The sequence below is a fragment of the Niallia circulans NBRC 13626 genome (assembly GCF_001591585.1).
Lineage (GTDB): Bacteria > Bacillota > Bacilli > Bacillales > Cytobacillaceae > Niallia > Niallia circulans.
In genome coordinates, this window is sequence record NZ_BCVE01000026.1 from 24,907 (window position 1) to 45,391 (window position 20,485).

Consider the following 20,485-nt stretch of genomic DNA (forward strand, 5'->3'; position numbering starts at 1 on the left):
AACGCCTCCTTTCGCTTGTTATCGCGTTCTTTTCGCTATCGACCGTACTGATACCTTAGTACCCTTAGCGAGCTTATATGCGTCTGCTAATGCGTCTGGACCATCGTCATGATTATGGTTCGGGTACAGTTCGAACATTTCGAGTAATAATCGATGCTCTTTCTTAAATCGGATACGACCGCTTTGTACGTCGGGCAATAACGCCTCGATACGCAATGCCTTCCGCGTTTTTTGCTTAACCTTGCTAAGTCGTGTTTGCGCGGGATAGCCGTGTTTTTGTAATTCTTCTTGCAGCTTATCTGCGAACCATTCCTGCGCTTGTTGAGCCTCAACCGCTAATCCTTCATATTGATACTTCAACGTTCTTTTAACGATTTCTTGCATGAATTTATCCGGCTTTACTCGCTCTAAGAAACAATCAATAACGTAACAAACGCCGGTATCTTGTTTTCTTGCGATTGAGATAAATGCCGAGTAATCGCCTTTTTCCTTACCCATCGCAAAGTCTGCCGCGGCATATAAGTCACATTGTGTTAAATCTAAGTCGTAGTCTTCGTAGTAAGTAAATTCGTCAATTTTAAATATCTGCGATTCCTCATCGACTGGATTGCCGAGATATTCTTGGTTGAAAGCTCGCGCGCCCATCGATTCGCGTTTCTCCATGAAATATTTATAACTATACGCTTGTGGCCAAAGGACCTTCGTGCCTCGATCCATTTCCGCTTTGTTTGCTTCGTAAAACGAATCCGCATTTATCTTCGCGTCTTTATCATCAGCGTTATAAATCTTGCGCCATTCTTCCCATAAATCTTCGCGTTCAGACCACGAAAGGATTGCTGGGAACTTCTTTGATACGAAGTCTTTGCGTTTAGTTAGTACGTGATTAAGGAGCGAATCGTAATGAACGATTGTACCCATGTAAATACACTTGCCGCCAAACCCCAACGCCTCTAACATTTCCGAACGGAACCAATGCAAGTTCTTTGCACGTAGTTCGGGCGTATTCGTATTCTCGCCGCTTTCTAAATCGTCCAGGATGAAAATTCCAGGGCGTTCGGAAAGATGGCGGAGTCCTCTCATTTGCGTTCCAATACCTTTCGCTTCCACCTTCGTACCCGCCGACGTAATGAATTCGTATTTATTATCGACTTCATTCATCGAAGGACGCGGATGCAATAAAGGACCGAAATCGTCGCGAAGCTTTTCGTTAAACTTCAACTGATTTACGGTCCATTTAATAAAGTCGCCGGCAACGTCGGTCGTTTCGGAAACTTCTACGATGTATTTTTGATGCCTAAACGCGCATTGATGCGCCAAGTAGGAATTCGATAAGTAAGCCGTTTTCGCATGCCGTCGTCCTACCGACCAGCCTACGTTCGTTTCTTGTTCTCCGCGTGTCACTTCGTCGAGCAGCGAGCAAAGCGTTACGTGAAAGTCCGCCGCATCTTCGTATCGCTGTCCTTCCGGAATCAAGTTCGACGGGTTTTCCGGGTTGCAGTCCGCGCTAAAATATTCGTACGTAAAGTAAAGTAAATCGTACTCGGCGCGATGTACCCGGTTAAGTTTTTTCAATTCCGCCGCGTCTTGCATCATGATATCGATATGTGATTCGGTCGCATTGCCTGTTTCGTATAATTTGCGAATTTTAAGCACGCGTTCCTTTAACAAGTCGATACGAGCTTGACGGGCTTCTCGGTCGAGCCATTTTCCGTCTATATACGCCATCCACCCGTCACCTCCCTTATTTGTTTTCGTCTTTAAGCAGCGAATCTAATTCCGCTAGCTGGCGTTTAATTTCGGCCTCACTGCGTTGGGCGTTGTCGTTATTCTCGACGATCGTCTTATCCGTCAGCAAACTAAATCGGCGCATAAACAAATCGATTGCCTTAACGCTCGGCTGATCGCTTTCGATTAGCTTCAACAATTGTCCGTAAACCTTCGACCGCTTTTCGCTAAGGAAATCGTCGCTGATTTCGTTTTTATATTCGATAAAATTGCGATTCTTCGTTTTCCATTCCCAAATCGTTTTATAGGTCACGCCTACCTCTTCGGCAATTTCAGCGTAAGATAATTTCGATTCATCTTTGTTCGACTTCAAATCGTTTTCGACGAGCATATACGCTGCTTTCTTTTGCTGCTCCGTTAATTTTGCTGCGAGTTCTTGTAATCGGCTCATTTCGTTGCCCCTCCTTCGGTTTATTTTTGCGCATAGAAAAAGGCAACCGGCTGTGCGTCCGATTACCCTTTGCGTTCTTTTAAGTATTTGTATAACGTTGTTTTTCCAATGCCGGTCATTTCCGTAATTTCCGGCACGGTATAGTCGCCACTGTCATATAGTCGCAGCGCTTTGTCTACTGCGTCATTCTTGGCGCTTGGTCGTCCGCCTTTGCGTCCGCGTGCCCTCGCCGACTCTAAGCCCGCCTTAGTACGCTCGCTTATGATATCGCGTTCTAATTCCGCAATAGAAGCCATTGTGCGAAAGAAGAACCGCCCCATTGCCGTTGACGTGTCGATTTTATCCTGGATTGATTCGAAGTCCACTCCGGCAGCCTCGAACGTTTCTGTCAATTCGATGAGATGCTTCGTTGACCGTGAAATACGATCGAGTTTATATACGACTATCTTGTCGCCTTTTCGCATCTTGCCGAGCATTTCGTTTAACTTCGGTCGGTCTTTCTTTGTGCCGCTTATTTTTTCGACGAATAATTCGTCCACTCCGATTTTAGTTAACGCATCAATTTGCAAATCCAACGATTGATCTTCCGTACTAACACGCGCATATCCAAACAACATTTCCGACGCCTCCGTTTTCGTTTCTTTTCGTCTGTACTTCGTTTATAATTCGATTGTACACGAAACGAGTGATTGCGTCAATAGATTTACGGACGTTTTACGGAAGATTTATTCGACGCCCCGAGTTTGAAAATTTTGCGAGAAAGTTTCCGGCACCAGGAGCGATTTGTTTTTCTGGACCGCCCCGGCCCCTTCCGCTTTCATCGTTCGTTTAACGGTTTGCATTTCCGAACTCCGAACGTTGATTAACGAACGGCTTTTCGAACTGTATAATCGGCATTAATGCGTTACAATCATCGTGTTACTCATTCGTTCAGTAAACGGTCGTTAAACGAACGATTATACTTTGCAATACGTGAGCAACCCCGTGAGTTTGACAAGCGTCTCTCCTTCGACGACCGAAAGCTGGTTGTAGTTACGGTAGATAACCGCATAGCATGCGTATTATTCCGAGTTCCTACTATTATATTGTATGCGTATATACGGGCGTAATATGGTGCGTTATTTCCTACCATACTTTACACGATATTTATGCGCCTAATTCCCGCTCATAGGAATCGGGCGTCATATTATTCTCTTTCATCGCTTACGCTCTTTTATTTGCAATAAGATATATGCAATAATAACTACAGCGTCTATTTACGAAAGTAAATGGGCGCAATCTTTATTATTATTAATTTGTTCTTGTTAATTTGTTCTTATTATATTCCCGTTCATAGGAATTGATTAATTCCCATTCGTAGGAATCGAATGATTCCCGTTGGTAGGAATCGGGCAACTTTACGCCTCATCTTTCCGTTCATACAACGGCATATACATTTTCTTCGTATGTCCATACCACGGAATCTTTCGCGTAATCATTACGCCTTCACTAACGAGTATGTCGAATAATCCTTTTATGCGGTCTTTATGAATGCCGGTATCCTCTGCGATCTGAGTCACGCTAGGAAACGCCCATAAATACGCCTGCTGCTCGCTCTGTCCATTTACGTAGGCATGAACGTACATATACAGCGTAAGGCAATCACGGGCTTTCTTACCGTCGTATTTCGTCTTTAATTCCGGCAATAACTCACGGTAAATAAAATGTGGTATCGGCGCATAACCGCCTTTCAACACGCGCTCTTTTTGGCGCATGGCTTCGAGCTGTTCCTTCGATAGATTCATCGTATCGTCCTCCGTTTATAAGAATTCAATTTAACGCGCTGGCTGATCTGCGGCTTGTTACGCGGGTCTTTTCGCAGCCCATTCGCTCAACAATCGATGTAATTCGTCGGTGCGTTTATATTGCCAAAACTTACGCATTGTCTTTTCGTTTAGACCTGCGCAAATATAGCGCTGGTTGTGCTCCGTTAGGAATGCGTGTAGCTTAATCGAATAGCAATAGTAAAATTCGTTCATGTAAATACCTCCGTTAAATTAAACTTTTTCGTAAGTTTGCTCGAATATATCCGGTTTGCACGGATAGCGTTCGCCTTTCACACCGGTAATAATATAATCACCTGGAGAAACGATCATATCGCCTTCAAGCGTTTTAATATACGGTTTCATTACCACTCCACGGACGTTTTCTGCTATAGGCGCTAATGTAAAACCGTCCTCTAACCCTTCTCGATACAGTTCCGCTTCGACTACGACTGGTTTCTTTCGATATTTACTCATTCGCTGCCACCTCGCACAGGAAAGTTACCTTGTACTTCGTTTATAGTCGAAATATATACGGTATGATTTTTACCGTCAGTTACCGTATATCCTTTAGTCGGATGATTAACGTCTTTATCTGCCGGAAATACGTGCCCATTTCTATGACGTCCTTGCATAATCGCTTCAACGACCTTTTCGGCGTCTTCCGTGCTAATCGGAAGTGAATTCGCAATTATGTTCGCTAAGTTAAATTGCGGCGCTTCTTCCAGTTCGCGCAATACTTGCGAAGAACTTTCAAGTTCGCGTAGTTCTTTTGCGGCCTTTTTCGCTTCACGTTGCAGCGCTTTAAGTCCGGTAAGTGCTTCGGAAATGTCTACGTCAACCTTACACGTTAATTCTCCGACTGTTTTTACGTTGTCTTCCTTGAGAAAATAACGACTATCGTTAATGTATAACGTTATCCCCTTCGGTTCTTTTTCTACGCCATTAACCTCCGGATAATTCTCGTCTAATACGACCTTTTTTAATACGTCCATTACTACTTCGCGCGACGTTTCGTTTTTGTCCGCCATGTTCATCGTCTCCTTTGCGTTAAGTAAAATAAAAGCCCGCCGAAGCGAGCGTGACAATATGCGGAATGGCTCCGAAAGGAATCCCGAAGCTGGATTTTAGCGCCCTAACCGGCGTGATACCATCCGCCTAGTATCGATTAATCTACGATTTTAAGGCGATAATCGTGAACGCAGTTAATTTTTTCGCTAAAAGGGGCTTACCCACTTTATATACCGCGAAACTAAGCGAAAGTAAGACGAATCACCTTAAATAACTCGCCGACTTGGCGCTCTGCATCGTATTGTCTGCGTCTATAAACGTCGTCGCTCGCTTGCCGGTTATGTGTGCCGGTCCTATTTCGATTTCCTCGCGCCACCATTCGCGCTTTTTCCTGCGGTCATACTGGCGATCACTAAGAACCGGCTCGTCTTCGTGCGTCATTTTATGCTCGTTCGGGTCCGTCACTTCCTCGTACAGACACAACGTCGCCAATCGGTCCAATGCGTTTACTGGCGGTCTTTTCCCATTCGCCGCAATATATTCCTCCGTAAGCCTTTCGATTGCTTCAAATCGTGCACCACGCGGTAAGTTGCCCGCTTTTGTCTGCGCCCATAATTCGTCTATTTGCGCGTTTAGTTGCTCGTTGTTCATACTTCCGCCTCCACTGTCGTATTTTCATCGCTCAAACTGTAACCCTCACCGCGCCTGCTCCACGCCTCATACACGCGAGCAATCTTCGTCAGCGCCACGTTTACCAACCGATTCACCGTTTGCTTACTTACGCCGAGCTGCTGCGCCGTATCCACTTGCGACAAGTCCTGGCGAAACACTAACGTCAGTGCTTGCCGTTGCCTTGTCGTTAAGTCCGCACGCTCGATTGCCGTTTCTAAGTCGGCAAGGATAACGCAAGCATCGTAATCGCCTGCATAACGCCTGCTGACTAGCGCGTGGTAGTCGCCGAGTAATATGCGAACTCCGTCGGCATTGTCGAGCGCTGGGTATTTCGCTTCCAATGCGCGCTCCTTTGCGTGTAAATCCGTTTTGACTGTTCCGATAGCAATCAGTCCCCTTTCGCGTTGTCATTTTCGTTCTAATTGCGTATAATGTTCGTATAAATCAATGATTGGACGTGTTATTATGCCGTTTACTCCGTTAAATTTCGGCGGTCGTGGCGAAGTCGCAATGACGATCGATGTGGCCATGCGCTTGCGATTTTCTGCCAAAGCCGTTAAAGAATTAGCGTTAACTCAATTTACGCCTGTTGTCGTAAGTGTCGACGTTGAAAATAAGCGAATCGGCGTTGCGAAACAAGAACTTGCGAAGGTGCCGAACGCCTCGACTGTGCGCCCTGACAAACGCAATTACCTCGGCACGAAAGCCGGTAAGGACGTTTGCGATAAATTAGCGCTGACCAAGGCGGACTTGCCAGCGACGTTTAAATACGTAGGGAAAGTCGACGAAGGTACCGTATTTTGGCACGCGTTTGAACTAAACCGTTAGGGTGATCCGTTAATTTAGGTACGTGATAAGTCGCTTGCCTATTGCGCTTATTACGTTGACCGTGACGGCATTGCCCGCCTGTTTATACAATTGGCTATTCGAAATGCCACCTTCGACTAGCTTATCGAACTCGCTATCCGGAAAGCCTTGCAGGCGGAAACATTCGCGCGGAGTTAGCTTGCGGATGCGGTAGTGTGGTGCGCTCGTTATTCGGTTGCCTTCGCCCTTGTTTGTTGTAAGGGTCGGCGCTAATCCCGCGTCTATATCGTAAACTTGCCCGTTCATTCCGCTGCCAGACGGATTGGTGTTTCCGATAGATTTTACGCTAACCTCTTCCGCACCGAGCATTTGCGGTTCGACCACGCCTTGATTAATTCCGCGCTTTGTTGCTTCCCTGATAGGTAAGCCCTCTATAATGCCGTGTCTATCCTTGACAGTCAGAGCGCTCATAGGCTCATCATTGGATTTTATACGAGTTCCATTCTGATTTTTAGTAACTATTTCAGGTGAACAAATCGCATTAATATCCTTATCCTCTCTTTTTTCTAGGACTTCGATTTCTCTACCGCGCAATTTAGCCACTAGTTTCGCTGTCTTCTCTTCGCTCAAATAATACTTTTCATCGACGTTATCCTCGAGTATATCTCGCAATCTAGTCGTTACTTCTTCCTGCGCTGGCCAATCGAAATTAAACGTCTTAACGCCTTCTATTTCGCTTATTCTTTTCTTTCCTTTCGCTACAACGTTCGACCCTTCGATTTGCCACGGTTGGTGTTCGATTAAATCGTCCCTTACTGCGATGATAAAGATACGCTCGCGATTCTGTGGGACACCGAAGTATTTCGAATTCAGCACGTTAAAATCAACGGTGTAGCCGATATCAGCCAACGTTTGAATAATCGTATCTAGCGTTTTGCCTTTATCGTGCGATATAAGACCTTTCACGTTTTCGAGCAGTAGCGCTTTTGGTCGCTTCACTTTCGCAATACGTGCGATTTCGAAGAATAACGTTCCGCGAGTGTCATCGAATCCTAATCGCTTACCCGCAACGCTGAATGCTTGGCAAGGAAACCCGCCGACTAATAAATCGTGATCCGGCACATCTTCCGGAGCGATCTTCGTAACGTCACCGACTGTTGGGTGTCCGTATAATATTTCGTACGATTGATTCGCATATTTATCTATTTCGGAAGCCATTACGCAAGTGCCACCGAGTTTATTTAACGCTTGCTCAAACCCGCCTATGCCGGAAAATAAAGATACATAATTAAACGTCATTCAATCCGCCCCTCTCAATTCGCTCATCATCGCGTCAACTTTCGCGTGTAATTCGTAGATAGTCCCATCGTTAACTATTTCGTAATCAACCGCAAACCCTGCGACGTGCTGCTCGGTATCATGCGCCAAGTCCTTTGCGTCAAATTGGTCGCCAGCAGCTTTCGCCCGTGCCAAGCGTAGTTCAGCCGGCGCTGTTACCCTTACGATAATCCAGCCGTTTGCTCGCGCCCATTCATATTCGTTCGGCTGGCGCAAGTCCGTAATCAGCACGCCGTCGGGTCGTTTCACGCGTTCGTAAAACCCTAACATCCGCTCGGCATGGCGTATCCATATATCTTCGCCGAATTGTTCGCGGGCAAGCTGACCGAATTGCTGATAGCCGGCGCGCGGTTTCGGGTCGGTCGGCACCCACGGCAGCAATTCGTGGTAGAGTCGTTTGAGCGCGTCGCCGAACGCCAGCTTTTCGAAATAGTCATGCGTATGGTAAATGCGATTGGCTACTTCGTCCTTGCCGGCGCGTAGCTGACCGCAGATGGCAATTTTAATCATTGGCGCCAACTCCTAACGCTTTGATGATTTCGGCAACTTGTTTCGCTGTGAACTTTTCGCCCGAACGATTTGCTACGTCGCGAAATAGTGCGTTATATTGGCTGACGCGTTGTTCCAATTTGGTCACTCGGCGCGCAAGGTTTCCGAGTAATTCGATTATTTGGTCGGGATTGTCTGCGCTTGCTGTTACGAATTCTTCTTCTTCGGGCTCGATCGGTTCTAGTACGCGATATTCGTCGTGTAAAATCCCCGCCAAATCTCCATCATCATCTATTACATCAAGAAAACTATCGTAATCATTATTAATTACTTTATATATATTACCTATGGTAAATGAAGCTTCTCCTGCATTTTCTAGATTAGTAATGATGACATTTTCACCGACTTTCGCTTCTCGCTCAACCTCAACGTATTGCTTTCCGTCAATTGTGTGTACCTTCATATTAAACTGCCACCTTTCGTAGTTTATAGGTAGTGTGTTTTGTCATAAAAATAATGACACTATCTTTTTCTAGGTATTCAATATCTTCCACGCGAGAAGTTACTATCGATTTGGTATGATCGTTTTCATGCACCAAAACAGCACTTGCATTGTGTTGAATCAGTGCCGGGATTACACGTCTACCTATTCGCATTAAATCGGCGTCTATCTCACCGGCTTTTCGCTCAATCGATTCGATTACATACACGTTTTGTGTCATATTACTTCGCCTCGCTTTCGAAGAATTGTGCCGTCCACGGTTCAACGGCTGTTACCGCGTTCTTTAATTCCGTTGCTAAGTCCGCTATTTCTTTCTGCGCACCGTTGCCCGGCTTACGTTTCGAATAGAATTCGAGCAGTCCGCGAAGGTTAGCCGTCATTACTAGATTCGTAGCTGCTGCGTTAGGTAGGACTGCGCGTGCATCTTCCGCTGGAACGCCGGAACTCCTTAAAGCATCATAATATTCTTGCGCAGATATCATCGCAGTTTCGAATATTTCTTCGGCACTATGGTCAGTTACTCTCGATTCAGCAACGTTATAAAATGGCGTTTCCTTTTCGTTCTTTTTAACAGTATCCGGAATTACGTAACTCATTCCACCACTCCGATCGCCCGACCCGAATCGAACATAACGCTGTGACTGAACGCTAAAGGAGAAGCCGACACGATGGCGTGTTAACTGCGCGAGCAACGCACGGCTCACGCCTTCTATTGCGAATGTGAACGATAAGTGCTCCAATGTTGACGTGTGCCCGCTGCTAACAATCATGCGGAATAGTCGGTCGGCTTCCGTGCCAGCTTTACCGTCGGTTGCCTTTGCGCCAAAGTATTTCGCTCCTTCCTTCGCAACTATTTCGCTAGGAAGTCCCGGCGAGTAACACGTACGTATTGCGGTAAGGGCAATCGCTTGACCATCGGAAGGTAAGATTGTTGTTCGTGTCTCATCGGATAGAAGGTAATCACAAAAACTCTCGCTTAATTGCGTATGTGCCAATAATTTAACGTTCATTTATTCGCCCTCCAATATTAGTATTTCGCCAAGTTTCTTACTGATTTTGTTAAGTTGCGTTCGTCTCTTTGCGATTTCCCTATCGAGTAAATTAGCGATATCTTCTTCGGTACTAAACTTTCGAACTTCCTCTAACGCTTTCCATTCGGATTTAAGAGTCGCATATAAATACGCTAATTCCCTTGCGGTCATTTATTCCGCCTCCTGCTCTTCAATATAAATCGTCGTTTCCGTATGATAGTCGGATAGTTTGCGAGATTCCTTCCGCAACCCTTTTGCCTGTCGTTCAATTTCCGCTTGCAGTAACGGTTCAGGTCGAACGAACGTTGGCGGCTTTATGATTTTTCCCGTTTCGGGATCCGTATGCGGTTTTCCATCCGGCCATATCTTCGACATATTAGCTTCGTGAACAATTTCGAATAGCTTTTCGGGCTTTACACCGAGCTCAACCATCGTACCTATTGCGAGATAAATTAAATCTATCATTGCGTCCGCTTGATCGACAACTTCGCTCGATTCCATAAACTCTGTCAATTCTTCCGCCATATACGCGTATCTATCCTTTTGTCTTGAACGGTTCATAACGGTCGGCTTATCCGCTACCGGTTGCCCCATTTTCGATTGAAATTCGCGTACCATTTCGTATTGTTTATTCATTCGTTTGCCTCCTTTTATTGTGTTTCATCGTACCGACTCCTTTCGGTCCAGGCGTTCCATGATGGCGAGTATTTCCGTGGCGCCTTCCGGTTTGTTGCGTTTAACCCATAAGCGCAATTCGTTCCAACGTAGCGCATGATTTTCGGCGCGAATATGGTCGGCATCGCGTTTCCAATAATCGGCAACCTCGCGAACTTTACTGTAGATGTCATGGCGCGATTTATCCGAAAGGTGGATCGATTCGTTCGTTTGAACGTGATAGACGATTAGGGACGCGGCGTGCTCGATGCGTTGGTCCTGCGCCCTTACCATGTTAAATCGTCTGCTTTCTGCGCTAATTTGCCGCGGAAGTTCTTCGTAAGTTCGACCGTTTTGCAATACGGTTCGTCGGCGAAGTGATTAATATACGGTACAAATCCGCTTTTCTTCGGATCGGGCAAATCGCATTGGCCATCATGACCGATCATAATAACGTTGCAACTATCGTGTATGCGCGTTAGTAATTTCTTTAATTCGCCGCGTGTAAAGTTTTGGCATTCGTCTATAATTACCGTATATTCTTCCATGTTCGTGCCGCGAGCGAATATATGCGATTTCGGATAAACCCAAACGTGCCCTGCTTTGAGCGCGTCCGGGTTATCTTCGCTATACATTACTTTCGAAGGGTTCTCGTTGATTTTCAGCAACGCATCGACTAACGGCTGGTAATATTCGTTTTCCTTTTCCGCTTGCTTGCCAGGTCGGTAGCCCATCGCCTTTTCTTGCACCGGCGCGAATACGTATACTAAAGGCTTGCCGATTAACTTAGCGCATGCAACTGCTAACGTTGTCTTGCCGGTACCACTTTTCGCATTAACTATCGTAAGTTGATTATCGAAAATTGAGTCGACGTAAATGCGTTGTTCGTCCGTTAATTTATTCGCGAATCCAAATAGCATATTATCTTTCGGCAATGGCATGATAAGATCGCTCCCTTTATCCGTTTATTTATAATAAGTGCGGTCGGTCGTTGTCGCGCAGTTTATAACCTGTTTGATTAATAATACCCGCGCCACTTTAATGTCGCGCAACGATTCGCTTATACTAGGTGATACAATTTACGGCGGTCCTTCGCACATTTATGCGTCAGCAAAATCGAAATCGTCATCCGATAAGTGCTCGACCTTTGTCGCTTTGACATAGCCGTTTCCTTTTACGCTAAAGAAATCGTGATTCTTCGTGTCGGTTTTCAAGCCGTTTTCCACTATCGGATTAATTGGCTCGCTCTCAAACGCAGGCGCAACTCCGAGACACATGCACGCTTTATTTGCGTTGTAGCGAATGAAGCGATTAACTTCGTCGACTAAGCCGATGTCCGCGTAAAGGTCATGCGTATATTCCAATTCGTTGTTGTATAATTTCGTTAGCAATTCGGCGCGTTCTTGTTCCACTGCGTCTTGTACGTCCGGCGGCAACTGTGCGAATAGTTCCTGCGCAAGTAAGCCGACATATACGCCGTGTATCGATTCATCGCGTAAGATTAAGTTAATCACCTCGCCCGACGCCGTTAGCTTTCCTTGACCGGCAAGATACAACGGATAAAAGAATCCGGAGTAGAAAAGGAACGATTCAAGATAAACGGAAGCGACCATCGCCATATATAAATCGGACTTGCTAATCGTTGGCTTGAACAGGCGCATGTAGTAATCGCTGACGATTTTTCCTTTGCGTTGCAATTGCGGGTGATTATGCACCCACTCGAACACCTCGTCGATTTCTGCGTCGGTTGCAAGCGTTGTGAATATCGTCGAGTAGGACTTCGCATGTATTTGCTCCATCGCCCCCATGAACGCTAACACTCCTTTGCGTTGTAGCCCTTCGACGTGCATTGCGATTAACGGCATGCCCTCGCCGCCTTGTTCCGTGTCGAGCAGCGTTAGGCCGCCGAGCACTTTTTTATACGTTTCTTTTTCCGCTGGCGTTAATTCCGCCCACGTATTTTTGTCGGCGCTAATGCTGATTTCTTCCGGCAGCCAAAACTGGCGTGTGTTCTGCGTATAAAACATTTGCGTAAAGTCGTCTTCGTGTAAATTCCAATTAACGGCTAATTTAGTCAATCCGTTCCCTCCTTTTCGTTTAAACCGCGCATGACGTACAATCCTCAATCGCAAGGTTTCTCGTTCGCGTGTAGTAAAGACCTTTCAATCCGATTTTGTCGGCGTAAATGTAATATCGTGCAATATCTTTCGTCGACGCATCCGCATTAACGAATAGAATCGTCGAGATACCTTGGTCGATATGCTCCTGCGCTGCTGCGAATAAATCCATCACGCGGAATTGATTCATGTCGAACGCCGATTTATAAAACCACATATTCGTTTCGTCCATAAACGGCATTGGATAATACGTTGTGCTATTTGCGTATGTGCGTGATTCGATTTGATTAACGATAGGCGCAATCGAAGCTGTGGCGTTTTGAATATAGCCGATTGATTGTGTCGGTGCGATCGCAAGTCTATATGCGTTATATAAGCCGTGCTCTTTTACTTGCGTTGCTAATTGCGCCCAATCTTCGCGTGTTGGTACGTAAATTCCCTCGAATAATGCTTGCGCCTTTTCCGTTTTCGGCGCGTAGTCATTTTGCGTATACTTTTCGAAGTAAGTGCCTTTCGCATATTCGGACTTATCGAAGTCTTTGAACGTTTCGCCTCGCTCTTTCGCAATTAGCATCGATTTTTCCAGCGAGTAATAATTCATCATCATGAAGAACGTTCGCACAAAGTCGCGTGCTTCGGCGGACTCATAGGCGATTTTATTTTTCGCAAGGTAGCCGTGCAGGTTCATTGCGCCAAGACCAACCGCATGCAACTCCTCGTTCGCCTTCTTGACCGACGGCGCGTTCTGTACTCGTGAAATGTCCGAAACGGTCGTCAGCGCTTCGATGCCTACGTGAACGGAATCGCGGAAAGTGTTGCCGGGCTTCATTACGTTTGGAATATTCAGCGAGCCGAGATTGCAGTTGATATCGCGACGAATAACGTCATCGACGCCGTAATCGTTTATTTCCGACGTTTCCTGTAGCTGGTATATTTCGGTGCAAAGGTTACTCATTTTAATCTGACCGATGTCTTTCAACGCATGCGCTTCGTTCGCATTCGATTTATTCATAAAATACGGATAGCCCGATTCGAGCTGTATTTGCGCAATCTTTACGAGTAGTTCGCGCGCAGTCATTAATACGCGTTTCTTTACGTTCGGATTGGCGACTAACTCTTCGTACATATCGTCCATTCGCATATCGTCCATGTGTACGCCGTATTCTTTGTATACGCTATATGGAGCGAATACGTATAAGTCTTTGTCGGCGCGTGCTAATTCGAATAATTTATGCTCGACAATTAACCCGATCGATAGCGTTTGAATGCGCGATTTCTCGTCCGCGTTAATTTTCTTCGTATCGAGGAATTCGCTAACGTCCCAGTGGAAAACGTTAAGGTAAACTGCGCCTGCCCCTTTTCGCTGCCCTAATTGATTCGCATAGGAAAACGTATCTTCGAGCAGTTTCATGACCGGCACGACGCCCGACGCCGCATTGTCGATGCCTTTTATTTGCTCGTTACGTGCGCGTAATTTCGAAAGGTTTAATGCCACGCCTCCGCCTATTTTCGAAAGCTGGCCAGCAGTATTGATATTATGGAATATCGAATTAAGCGAATCGTCCATTTCGAGCAGGAAGCACGAAACCATTTCGCCTCGTCGACTGCGCCCTGCGTTTAAGAACGTTGGCGTTGCCGGCTGGTATCGCTGTTCCATCATTGCGCGAATATACAAAATTGCTTTATCGACGTTGCCTTGCGCTAAGTATAACGCTACAATAACTACGTGTTCTGCATACGATTCGAGGTATTGCTTTTTATCGTCCGTTTTAAGTGCGTAGTCTTTATAAAACTTCGAAACTGCCATGTACGATTGAAATTCGAAATTGTACTGATACGCTAACCAATGCGCCTTTATTAGAAACGACTCTTCGTACTGTTTAAATACATCGTAGTAAAAATCGTTATCTACTAAATACCGTAGTCGCTCGATTGGGTCCGCAAACTTCACCGTGCGTTCTTCTACTTCGCGCATGAATTCCGCCACTGCCTCGCGATCCTTTTCCAGCCGGTAAAATCCGTTATCCTTACGCTGTGTTATTTCGTTATTTAACTCGATATGTCTCGTCAATACATCGCACCCTTTCCGTAAAATATTTCGTATCCTCTTCCGTGCCCGACAATTCGAATTTAAGTATGATTGGCACGTTATATTGTTCGCTGATTAAATCGGATGCCCTCGCAAAGTTGGCGCCCCAGTTACGATTTCCGCTGCTCGCAACCGCAATTAAATGGCGGTGGTTATTGCGTAGGAAGGCGGATACTGGCGCAGGCACTTCGCCGAATCCGAGCGTATTCGTAACGAGGACGAACGGCTCGGCTGCGATAGTGCTTGCGGTGAGTAGTTCCGCGTCAAGTTGGCAGTTTGCGAGAAACCGACGAATGTTGCCGGCGATAGAATAGTAGTATATTTTCATTGCGACTGCCTCAATTCTGCGATTGCCCTTTCGACGGTGGCTCGGCGAGCGATTAAGTCCGCCCTTTTTTCGTCGACGCGTTTAATGCGGTAGTTTATGTCTGCTAGTTCGCGTAGGTTAGCTTCGAGTAACTGTTTGTTTAGGTTCATTCGCCTTTCTCCTCGATTTCCTTTTTCGCAACATATTTACCGAGATAGAACGCGGTGAAAATTGCCGCCATGTATATAACCACCGACAAAATATTTTCCCACAGGAACATACGAATCACTCCTATCGCAATTTACTTTCGTCGTAACTATCGAATACTATCTTAGCTGGACAACTCTGCATTTTTCCGTCCTTGAAATATTTAACCCATAAATCGCCGGACTCTTCGCCTTCACCTCTCAGCGTGAACAATACTCCCGGAAATTCCTTCGAAACTTCTTTCATATCCGTTTCATGATCGTACCACTTATAGCCATCCCAAGAGTTTCCATCCGCGTCGAAAAGACAATCAAACGTTTCACTATACGAGTTAATTTCCTTTTTGAGTAATTCTTCCATTACTTCCGGAACGTCTGTTTCTAATTCGAATCGTGTATAATAGCCCATTCCGCTCACTCCTTCGTTATTATTTTCGAATTAATTAAATACGCCAATCCTATCGCAACAGCATCGCTTTCATCATCGCAAGCAAATTCGCCAGTATAACCGGTCCACTCCCGCACCGCTGCAGCTACTTCGTCTTTTTCCGCCTTGCCTACGCCGACCACCGCTTTCTTAACGGCGGACTGCGAAATAGCTGGTGTTGTAAAGTTCAAGCCGAATTTGTTCAGCGCCTGGTCGATCGCTCCCCATGCGGAGTAAACTGGATGCGCTTGTTTGCTCGTTCGCCCAACGAAATCTTCGCGCACGATTACGTCGAATTTAGCGCCGTGTTTATGGATAAAACTGACCGCCCACGCCTCGACTATTTCAGCACGAAGACCGTGCGGTTGGCTCGCCGTTGTTTTAACGTGGCTGACTGCTAGGACTTTCGCTTTGCCGTTTTTCACTTCGAGTAAGGCAACTCCGGGCGATGACATGCTAGTGTCAAACGCTAGGACTCTCACAACGTTTCGCCCCGAGTTTCTGCGAATAATTTATGCGCTAATTGTACCATCCCTTCTCGGATATCCTTCGGCGATGTAGTATCAAATATATCGCGATATTGAATTAAGATTTCCTCTCGCTCTTCATCCGAAAAGCACTCTTCGTAATTAGCTTCATGTATAAGAAAGTCATCTATTGCGCTAATAATTAATATCTTTTCTTTCAGCGTCATCAAACCGCCTCCCCTTTCGCTCGCGTCTCTTTTATAAATTCGTAAGCGTCATAGATTTCTTCTTTATCGCTCTGACGCATATTTGATCGTAATACTCGTTTCGTATATTCCTTCAATTCCACCATTTCTTCTTCGGAAAGGTCTTTAGCACACGCAGTCTTGAAATTATTGAATGTCCATTTCGTTAAGTCTAGCGCCGGTGGTTGTTTCGTTTTAGCACATTCAAGTATATCAACTAGATAATCGTACAACTCCACGCGATCATCTTCCGTAAACGAAAGTCCAAACGCTCGAATGTCCGGCGTTTTTGCGAAATCTTCATCGCTGATAAACCAGGACTTCTTCGATGCGTTAACATAGAGAATGATATAATGGTCCACGTTGTACATTTTCGAATATCCGACCGTTTGCTTAACGTGTTTAATGTCCGGCTCTTTAAGCGAAAACTCCGACGTCTTGGCTGCGCTAGTTTGCTTACTCTTTATTTCGAGCCCAATCCGCAATACTTCGCCTGTTTCCGGATCAACATAACGCATGATACCGTCCGGGGTTCCGTAAAGATAAAACTTATGCCCTCGGTGATTCACTTCCGCATTTGTTTTCGCAAAGTCCTCGAACATCGGGCGTCCTTTTGCGTCGCGCTCAAACGTAAATGATGCAGGTTTTCCGGTTAGGCGCTCGAAGTGTTTCTCGGCGAATAGCAAGTCGCGTTGGATAATGTCGCCGATAGCCGTTCCAATACGTTGCCATCTCGACTGGTATGGACGTCGTGGGAATGCGTCTTTTTTAGCGCCTAACGTTTTCATATACAATTCGCGCTTGTCGGAATTCGCAGCAGATGGCGAGAAATAAGGACGCTTCGGCCAAACGTTTTCCACTTCGGCATACCATCGATGAATCTGTGCGTCGAGTGCATTGTCGTAAACTTCGGGAAGCGAATGCCATGCGTTTAAATAATCCGTAAATTCTTTCGCGATACGTTCAATGTTAACCGTCAATTAATCACGTCCTTTTCTAATCGGTAATAGTAACGCTAATAACTCATCGTTTGGTCCTGCGGTTAATGTGAACGGACGGAATGCGCCATAATATCGGAATGTAACTTCCTCTGCACCAGCGTCCTTAAACAACGAAATAGCATCAATAAAATATTGCGTGTTAAATACTATCGGCTCTCCTTCGCCTTCAACGGTGGAAATCGGCTTATAGTGCGCTTGGGCGATAGGATTGTTTGCGGAAAATAATACGCTCGCCTCGTCGGTTACTTCCGCCTCTACATACACGTTTTTCCTATCGTGGATTTGATTGATTTTCAATAACGCTGCAAATGCGTCGCTTGTTTCTTTAACGGATAACTTAACGGTGTATTTCGCATCAGAAATATAGGGTAATAATCGCGACACATCCGGGTAGTTACCTTCGATTGTTCCCCCAGTTTTCGGGTCGATAATATCGCCAGCAGTATTTGCGTGTGCATTTTTCGCTATATACAAACGGTGCGAATCCGTGACAGCAAGCGATCCATCTTCCGCGTGGTGAACGCCTTTTAATACCGGTCGACTTGCCGGTGCTGCTTTCGTTACTTTTTCCGCATGCTTCATAAACTTTACGTATGGAATAATCATCTAATCGTCCTCCCCTTCGTCTTCTACTATTCGCCATGTATGAAACGGCTGTTCCTCCGCTTTCACCGTAATACCTTCCGTCAGCACGAACCGCGCTACGAAAAGCAGTAACGTAATGACTGCCGATTGCACGATCGTCGGCTCGTACGGAAAGCCCATCGGCACAATAAAATATACAATAAGCATGACGGTCATAAATCCGATTACTTTCATACGTTCGCCTCCTTCGATTTAAACCATTCGTCAATTGGTACGCCTTCGCCCCATCTGCGCATTACCTCGATATCGGTTCCGTTAGGCACAACGTCGCCCCATACGTAGGAATTCAGCATAATGTCGCGAATGTCTTGCGCTTCTTCTTGCGTAAAATCTTCCGGCACTTCGAATATCAATTCGTCATGCACGCTACACCATAACGACCAACCCGGCTTATTTGCGCAATATTCATGCGCCTTAATCATCGTTACTTTCGTTTGAATTGACGATGACCCTTGTACGCGAGCATTCGTCGCTTGTCGCATCGCTCGGTTTTTCTTGGCGAAGGTAGGATCGCCCCAACCTTTCAGTTTCAACTTTGCGTCGGGTAGTCGGCGTTTACGCGCTTCTTTGTCCGCCCATACATAGCCGTTACGCTCGACGAATTTCTTATTTGCTTCAATCCATGCGTTTAGCTTCGGCATACTTTCGAAAAGGTCCGTTTGAAACTGCACGGCTGCCTTCACATCTACGCCAAGCATTTCTGCCAGCGAATATTTACTCATGCCGTATAGTGTCGCTAGCCATACGACTTTCATTTGCTTACGCTCTTTCGTATCGCTTCCGTCAGCGTTCTTGTATACTTCGTCATAAGGTCGCTTATAGAAGTTCGATGCCATCATTGCGTATGGATCGCGTTCTTCCAGGAATGCGTTAATTAAAACCGGCTCGCCCGACAAGTACCCTACGCAACGAATTTCCTGCGCTTTAAAGTCGGCGCCCACGAGCACTTTTCCAGGCGACGCAACGAACATCGGCCGTGCTTCCGGCGGTTGATTCTGCACGTTAAATTGACCGTCATTCGCTTCCTCTTTGCCGGAACTGAATCGTCCGGTCACCGTTCCCATCGGATTAAACCGCGAGTGCCAGCGCTTTGTGGTCGGATTTTGCTTTAACGGTAACGAGTCGATATATGTGCCGCTCAACTTGACGATTTTCTTAAATTCGAGCAAGTCCGCCACGATTTGGTGCTCACCTTTTAACGGTTTCAGCGTTTTCTTTGCGTCCATATTCGGCAGCTCCTTGCCGATTGCTTTCGATAGTGCTGGTCGCATTTGTTGCGTAGAATTTAAGTTAATCGGTTCGTCGCCGTCGTGGTATGGCGTTAATTGTTCGACCAAACTCACTTTTAACTCTTCGGCACGATTATTTAATTCCTCACCGTATTGCTTAGCGAAATCTAAGTCGAGCACATAGCCGTTTGCTTCTAACGCAACAATTACGTAAAGCAACGGCACTTCCACCGTTTCGTAGTAGTGTAAAATCGTCGGCATCTTCGCCATGTGTGCTCGCTGAAACTCGTATAACTTCCACGTTAATTCCGTATCCTTTGCCGCATACACTAGCGCAATATCCAACGGAACTTCGCGAAACTGTGCGTTCTTACCGAAAAGCGTATCGAAAGTATCGGATGCCACTCCGAGGTATTTCGGCGCTAAATCTTTCAGTTTAAACGACTCTTCATTTTCGTTTAGCAAGTGCATCGCCGTCATCGTATCCCACTTAACGCCAATTAAGTCGGAGCCATGTCGACGAAACATTGCGATATCAAATATTGCGTTGTGTAAAACCTTGCCGATGGACTCGTCGTATAACACGTCGTGCAATCCTTCGAGCACATAGTCGCGACTTAACTGATCGCAATTATCGTGTGCAACCGGAATATAAACGTGCTTGCCAGCGCGTGGCAGCGAAAAGGATATGCCGACTATTACGTCCGTGTAAACGTCGACGCCTGTTGTTTCCGTATCGACTGCAATTATTTGCTCGGCTGTCAATTCGGTTAGTAATTCGCGGAATTGCCGTTCCGTCGTTATTAATTCGTAATTGCTCGGCGTTTCGTCCACCATCTTGCGCAAGGTTGATTCGCGCTTCGCTTCCGCCAACGTTTTGTGCAATCGCAAGGCTTCCGCTTTGCTGAAACGTTTGGCAGCCGACGCGGGTTCTCTGCCTATCAGTCCCGCCGTCATTGCCGCCTGTACTTCGATTAGTTTCGCTTGGTCCGTGTCGCTATTTTTCATCGCAAGGATTCGCGCCCAAGCCTCGTCGACTGTCTCCGTCGCGGCTTTCTTTCGTTGTGCCGCCGCTTGGATTCTTTCGTTCGCTTGCTGCGCCTCCACTTCGCTAGGTTGCGCCACGTTTAGCCGTAATCTCAATCGCCAATCACCTCCGGAATTAACTCGCCTTCGTCACGTTGCTGCTCAACGTAGCAATGATCGTCGCAATAGTAACGTCCGGTATTAACGCATTTTACGTATTCGATGCTTGCGTACAGGTCACCGT

28 protein-coding genes are annotated in these 20,485 nt (G+C 46.1%); 1 reads left to right on the top strand and 27 read right to left on the bottom strand.

What is annotated here, in order from left to right:
- Nucleotides 1–18: 18 nt before the first annotated feature.
- The 8 genes from terL to BCI01S_RS21585 form a co-directional block, all read right to left on the bottom strand.
- Nucleotides 19–1,725: a phage terminase large subunit gene (terL, locus tag BCI01S_RS21550; RefSeq protein ID WP_061801034.1), complete on the bottom strand. Its 1,707-nt coding sequence runs from the start codon at nt 1,723–1,725 to the stop codon at nt 19–21.
- A 16-nt stretch (nt 1,726–1,741) separates the two neighbouring features.
- Complete coding sequence (locus BCI01S_RS21555; RefSeq protein ID WP_061801035.1) at nt 1,742–2,176, bottom strand: phBC6A51 family helix-turn-helix protein; 435 nt, start codon at nt 2,174–2,176, stop codon at nt 1,742–1,744.
- Between the two features lie 62 nt (nt 2,177–2,238).
- Entirely contained in the window at nt 2,239–2,793 is a 555-nt protein-coding gene (locus tag BCI01S_RS21560) for a recombinase family protein (protein ID WP_061801036.1), read from the bottom strand.
- Nucleotides 2,794–3,573: 780 nt separating this feature from the next.
- The gene (locus BCI01S_RS21565) at nt 3,574–3,960 is read right to left on the bottom strand and encodes a helix-turn-helix domain-containing protein (protein ID WP_061801037.1); all 387 of its coding nucleotides are present in this window, start codon (nt 3,958–3,960) and stop codon (nt 3,574–3,576) included.
- Nucleotides 3,961–4,212: 252 nt separating this feature from the next.
- Entirely contained in the window at nt 4,213–4,455 is a 243-nt protein-coding gene (locus tag BCI01S_RS21570; protein WP_061801038.1) for a hypothetical protein, read from the bottom strand.
- The gene (locus tag BCI01S_RS21575) at nt 4,452–5,009 is read right to left on the bottom strand and encodes a hypothetical protein (protein WP_061801039.1); all 558 of its coding nucleotides are present in this window, start codon (nt 5,007–5,009) and stop codon (nt 4,452–4,454) included. The genes BCI01S_RS21570 and BCI01S_RS21575 overlap by 4 nt, the downstream gene beginning before the upstream one ends.
- 241 nt (nt 5,010–5,250) lie before the next feature.
- Entirely contained in the window at nt 5,251–5,640 is a 390-nt protein-coding gene (locus BCI01S_RS21580; protein WP_061801040.1) for a hypothetical protein, read from the bottom strand.
- The gene (locus BCI01S_RS21585) at nt 5,637–6,002 is read right to left on the bottom strand and encodes a sigma factor-like helix-turn-helix DNA-binding protein (protein WP_235844553.1); all 366 of its coding nucleotides are present in this window, start codon (nt 6,000–6,002) and stop codon (nt 5,637–5,639) included. Before BCI01S_RS21585 ends, BCI01S_RS21580 begins: the two co-directional genes overlap by 4 nt.
- A gap of 124 nt (nt 6,003–6,126) precedes the next feature.
- Between BCI01S_RS21585 and BCI01S_RS21590 the strand changes: the two genes are divergently transcribed.
- Nucleotides 6,127–6,489, top strand: a complete 363-nt coding sequence (locus tag BCI01S_RS21590) for a hypothetical protein (RefSeq protein WP_061801042.1) — start codon at nt 6,127–6,129, stop codon at nt 6,487–6,489.
- Nucleotides 6,490–6,498: 9 nt separating this feature from the next.
- Here BCI01S_RS21590 and dcm read toward each other — a convergent pair whose 3' ends face one another.
- The 19 genes from dcm to BCI01S_RS21685 form a co-directional block, all read right to left on the bottom strand.
- Nucleotides 6,499–7,767 (bottom strand): DNA (cytosine-5-)-methyltransferase, encoded by a 1,269-nt coding sequence (dcm, locus tag BCI01S_RS21595; RefSeq protein WP_061801043.1) that lies wholly within the window; start codon nt 7,765–7,767, stop codon nt 6,499–6,501.
- A complete protein-coding gene (locus BCI01S_RS21600) occupies nt 7,768–8,316 on the bottom strand; it encodes a nucleoside/nucleotide kinase family protein (RefSeq protein ID WP_061801044.1) in 549 nt (182 codons plus the stop codon).
- Nucleotides 8,309–8,758 carry a hypothetical protein gene (locus tag BCI01S_RS21605; protein ID WP_061801045.1) on the bottom strand — a complete coding sequence of 150 codons (450 nt, stop codon included), beginning with the start codon at nt 8,756–8,758 and terminating at the stop codon, nt 8,309–8,311. Before BCI01S_RS21605 ends, BCI01S_RS21600 begins: the two co-directional genes overlap by 8 nt.
- Before the next feature lies 1 nt (nt 8,759).
- Nucleotides 8,760–9,017, bottom strand: coding sequence for a hypothetical protein (locus BCI01S_RS21610; RefSeq protein WP_061801046.1), 258 nt, complete (start codon nt 9,015–9,017; stop codon nt 8,760–8,762).
- Nucleotide 9,018: 1 nt separating this feature from the next.
- Nucleotides 9,019–9,807, bottom strand: coding sequence for an FAD-dependent thymidylate synthase (thyX, locus tag BCI01S_RS21615; RefSeq protein WP_061801047.1), 789 nt, complete (start codon nt 9,805–9,807; stop codon nt 9,019–9,021).
- Nucleotides 9,808–9,999: a hypothetical protein gene (locus BCI01S_RS21620; RefSeq protein ID WP_061801048.1), complete on the bottom strand. Its 192-nt coding sequence runs from the start codon at nt 9,997–9,999 to the stop codon at nt 9,808–9,810.
- The gene (locus BCI01S_RS21625) at nt 10,000–10,464 is read right to left on the bottom strand and encodes a pyrophosphohydrolase domain-containing protein (RefSeq protein ID WP_061801049.1); all 465 of its coding nucleotides are present in this window, start codon (nt 10,462–10,464) and stop codon (nt 10,000–10,002) included.
- Between the two features lie 24 nt (nt 10,465–10,488).
- On the bottom strand, nt 10,489–10,776 hold the full coding sequence (locus tag BCI01S_RS21630) for a hypothetical protein (protein ID WP_061801050.1): 288 nt from the start codon (nt 10,774–10,776) through the stop codon (nt 10,489–10,491).
- Nucleotides 10,770–11,423, bottom strand: coding sequence for a PhoH family protein (locus BCI01S_RS21635; RefSeq protein WP_061801051.1), 654 nt, complete (start codon nt 11,421–11,423; stop codon nt 10,770–10,772). Before BCI01S_RS21635 ends, BCI01S_RS21630 begins: the two co-directional genes overlap by 7 nt.
- Before the next feature lie 159 nt (nt 11,424–11,582).
- A complete protein-coding gene (gene nrdF, locus BCI01S_RS21640; protein ID WP_082810120.1) occupies nt 11,583–12,560 on the bottom strand; it encodes a class 1b ribonucleoside-diphosphate reductase subunit beta in 978 nt (325 codons plus the stop codon).
- A gap of 19 nt (nt 12,561–12,579) precedes the next feature.
- Nucleotides 12,580–14,670 carry a class 1b ribonucleoside-diphosphate reductase subunit alpha gene (gene nrdE / locus BCI01S_RS21645; RefSeq protein ID WP_061801052.1) on the bottom strand — a complete coding sequence of 697 codons (2,091 nt, stop codon included), beginning with the start codon at nt 14,668–14,670 and terminating at the stop codon, nt 12,580–12,582.
- Entirely contained in the window at nt 14,645–15,016 is a 372-nt protein-coding gene (nrdI, locus tag BCI01S_RS21650; RefSeq protein WP_061801053.1) for a class Ib ribonucleoside-diphosphate reductase assembly flavoprotein NrdI, read from the bottom strand. The genes nrdE and nrdI overlap by 26 nt, the downstream gene beginning before the upstream one ends.
- A gap of 270 nt (nt 15,017–15,286) precedes the next feature.
- Nucleotides 15,287–15,610 carry a hypothetical protein gene (locus tag BCI01S_RS21655; protein ID WP_061801054.1) on the bottom strand — a complete coding sequence of 108 codons (324 nt, stop codon included), beginning with the start codon at nt 15,608–15,610 and terminating at the stop codon, nt 15,287–15,289.
- A gap of 5 nt (nt 15,611–15,615) precedes the next feature.
- Entirely contained in the window at nt 15,616–16,110 is a 495-nt protein-coding gene (locus tag BCI01S_RS21660) for a crossover junction endodeoxyribonuclease RuvC (protein ID WP_268874881.1), read from the bottom strand.
- A complete protein-coding gene (locus BCI01S_RS21665; protein WP_061801055.1) occupies nt 16,107–16,322 on the bottom strand; it encodes a hypothetical protein in 216 nt (71 codons plus the stop codon). The genes BCI01S_RS21660 and BCI01S_RS21665 overlap by 4 nt, the downstream gene beginning before the upstream one ends.
- On the bottom strand, nt 16,322–17,320 hold the full coding sequence (locus BCI01S_RS21670; protein ID WP_061801056.1) for a hypothetical protein: 999 nt from the start codon (nt 17,318–17,320) through the stop codon (nt 16,322–16,324). The genes BCI01S_RS21665 and BCI01S_RS21670 overlap by 1 nt, the downstream gene beginning before the upstream one ends.
- Entirely contained in the window at nt 17,321–17,947 is a 627-nt protein-coding gene (locus BCI01S_RS21675; RefSeq protein ID WP_061801057.1) for a beta clamp domain-containing protein, read from the bottom strand. It lies immediately after the preceding gene.
- On the bottom strand, nt 17,948–18,160 hold the full coding sequence (locus tag BCI01S_RS21680; protein ID WP_061801058.1) for a hypothetical protein: 213 nt from the start codon (nt 18,158–18,160) through the stop codon (nt 17,948–17,950).
- Nucleotides 18,157–20,358, bottom strand: a complete 2,202-nt coding sequence (locus BCI01S_RS21685) for a DNA polymerase (protein WP_061801059.1) — start codon at nt 20,356–20,358, stop codon at nt 18,157–18,159. The genes BCI01S_RS21680 and BCI01S_RS21685 overlap by 4 nt, the downstream gene beginning before the upstream one ends.
- Nucleotides 20,359–20,485: the final 127 nt, after the last annotated feature.

Coding starts and splice junctions, on each gene's coding strand:
- terL (WP_061801034.1), bottom strand. CDS start 1,725: ATGGCGTATATAGACGGAAAATGGCTCGACCGAGAAGCCCGTCAAGCT.
- BCI01S_RS21555 (WP_061801035.1), bottom strand. CDS start 2,176: ATGAGCCGATTACAAGAACTCGCAGCAAAATTAACGGAGCAGCAAAAG.
- BCI01S_RS21560 (WP_061801036.1), bottom strand. CDS start 2,793: ATGTTGTTTGGATATGCGCGTGTTAGTACGGAAGATCAATCGTTGGAT.
- BCI01S_RS21565 (WP_061801037.1), bottom strand. CDS start 3,960: ATGAATCTATCGAAGGAACAGCTCGAAGCCATGCGCCAAAAAGAGCGC.
- BCI01S_RS21570 (WP_061801038.1), bottom strand. CDS start 4,455: ATGAGTAAATATCGAAAGAAACCAGTCGTAGTCGAAGCGGAACTGTAT.
- BCI01S_RS21575 (WP_061801039.1), bottom strand. CDS start 5,009: ATGGCGGACAAAAACGAAACGTCGCGCGAAGTAGTAATGGACGTATTA.
- BCI01S_RS21580 (WP_061801040.1), bottom strand. CDS start 5,640: ATGAACAACGAGCAACTAAACGCGCAAATAGACGAATTATGGGCGCAG.
- BCI01S_RS21590 (WP_061801042.1), top strand. CDS start 6,127: ATGCCGTTTACTCCGTTAAATTTCGGCGGTCGTGGCGAAGTCGCAATG.
- dcm (WP_061801043.1), bottom strand. CDS start 7,767: ATGACGTTTAATTATGTATCTTTATTTTCCGGCATAGGCGGGTTTGAG.
- BCI01S_RS21600 (WP_061801044.1), bottom strand. CDS start 8,316: ATGATTAAAATTGCCATCTGCGGTCAGCTACGCGCCGGCAAGGACGAA.
- BCI01S_RS21605 (WP_061801045.1), bottom strand. CDS start 8,758: ATGAAGGTACACACAATTGACGGAAAGCAATACGTTGAGGTTGAGCGA.
- BCI01S_RS21610 (WP_061801046.1), bottom strand. CDS start 9,017: ATGACACAAAACGTGTATGTAATCGAATCGATTGAGCGAAAAGCCGGT.
- thyX (WP_061801047.1), bottom strand. CDS start 9,807: ATGAACGTTAAATTATTGGCACATACGCAATTAAGCGAGAGTTTTTGT.
- BCI01S_RS21620 (WP_061801048.1), bottom strand. CDS start 9,999: ATGACCGCAAGGGAATTAGCGTATTTATATGCGACTCTTAAATCCGAA.
- BCI01S_RS21625 (WP_061801049.1), bottom strand. CDS start 10,464: ATGAATAAACAATACGAAATGGTACGCGAATTTCAATCGAAAATGGGG.
- BCI01S_RS21630 (WP_061801050.1), bottom strand. CDS start 10,776: ATGGTAAGGGCGCAGGACCAACGCATCGAGCACGCCGCGTCCCTAATC.
- BCI01S_RS21635 (WP_061801051.1), bottom strand. CDS start 11,423: ATGCCATTGCCGAAAGATAATATGCTATTTGGATTCGCGAATAAATTA.
- nrdI (WP_061801053.1), bottom strand. CDS start 15,016: ATGAAAATATACTACTATTCTATCGCCGGCAACATTCGTCGGTTTCTC.
- BCI01S_RS21655 (WP_061801054.1), bottom strand. CDS start 15,610: ATGGGCTATTATACACGATTCGAATTAGAAACAGACGTTCCGGAAGTA.
- BCI01S_RS21665 (WP_061801055.1), bottom strand. CDS start 16,322: ATGACGCTGAAAGAAAAGATATTAATTATTAGCGCAATAGATGACTTT.
- BCI01S_RS21675 (WP_061801057.1), bottom strand. CDS start 17,947: ATGATTATTCCATACGTAAAGTTTATGAAGCATGCGGAAAAAGTAACG.
- BCI01S_RS21680 (WP_061801058.1), bottom strand. CDS start 18,160: ATGAAAGTAATCGGATTTATGACCGTCATGCTTATTGTATATTTTATT.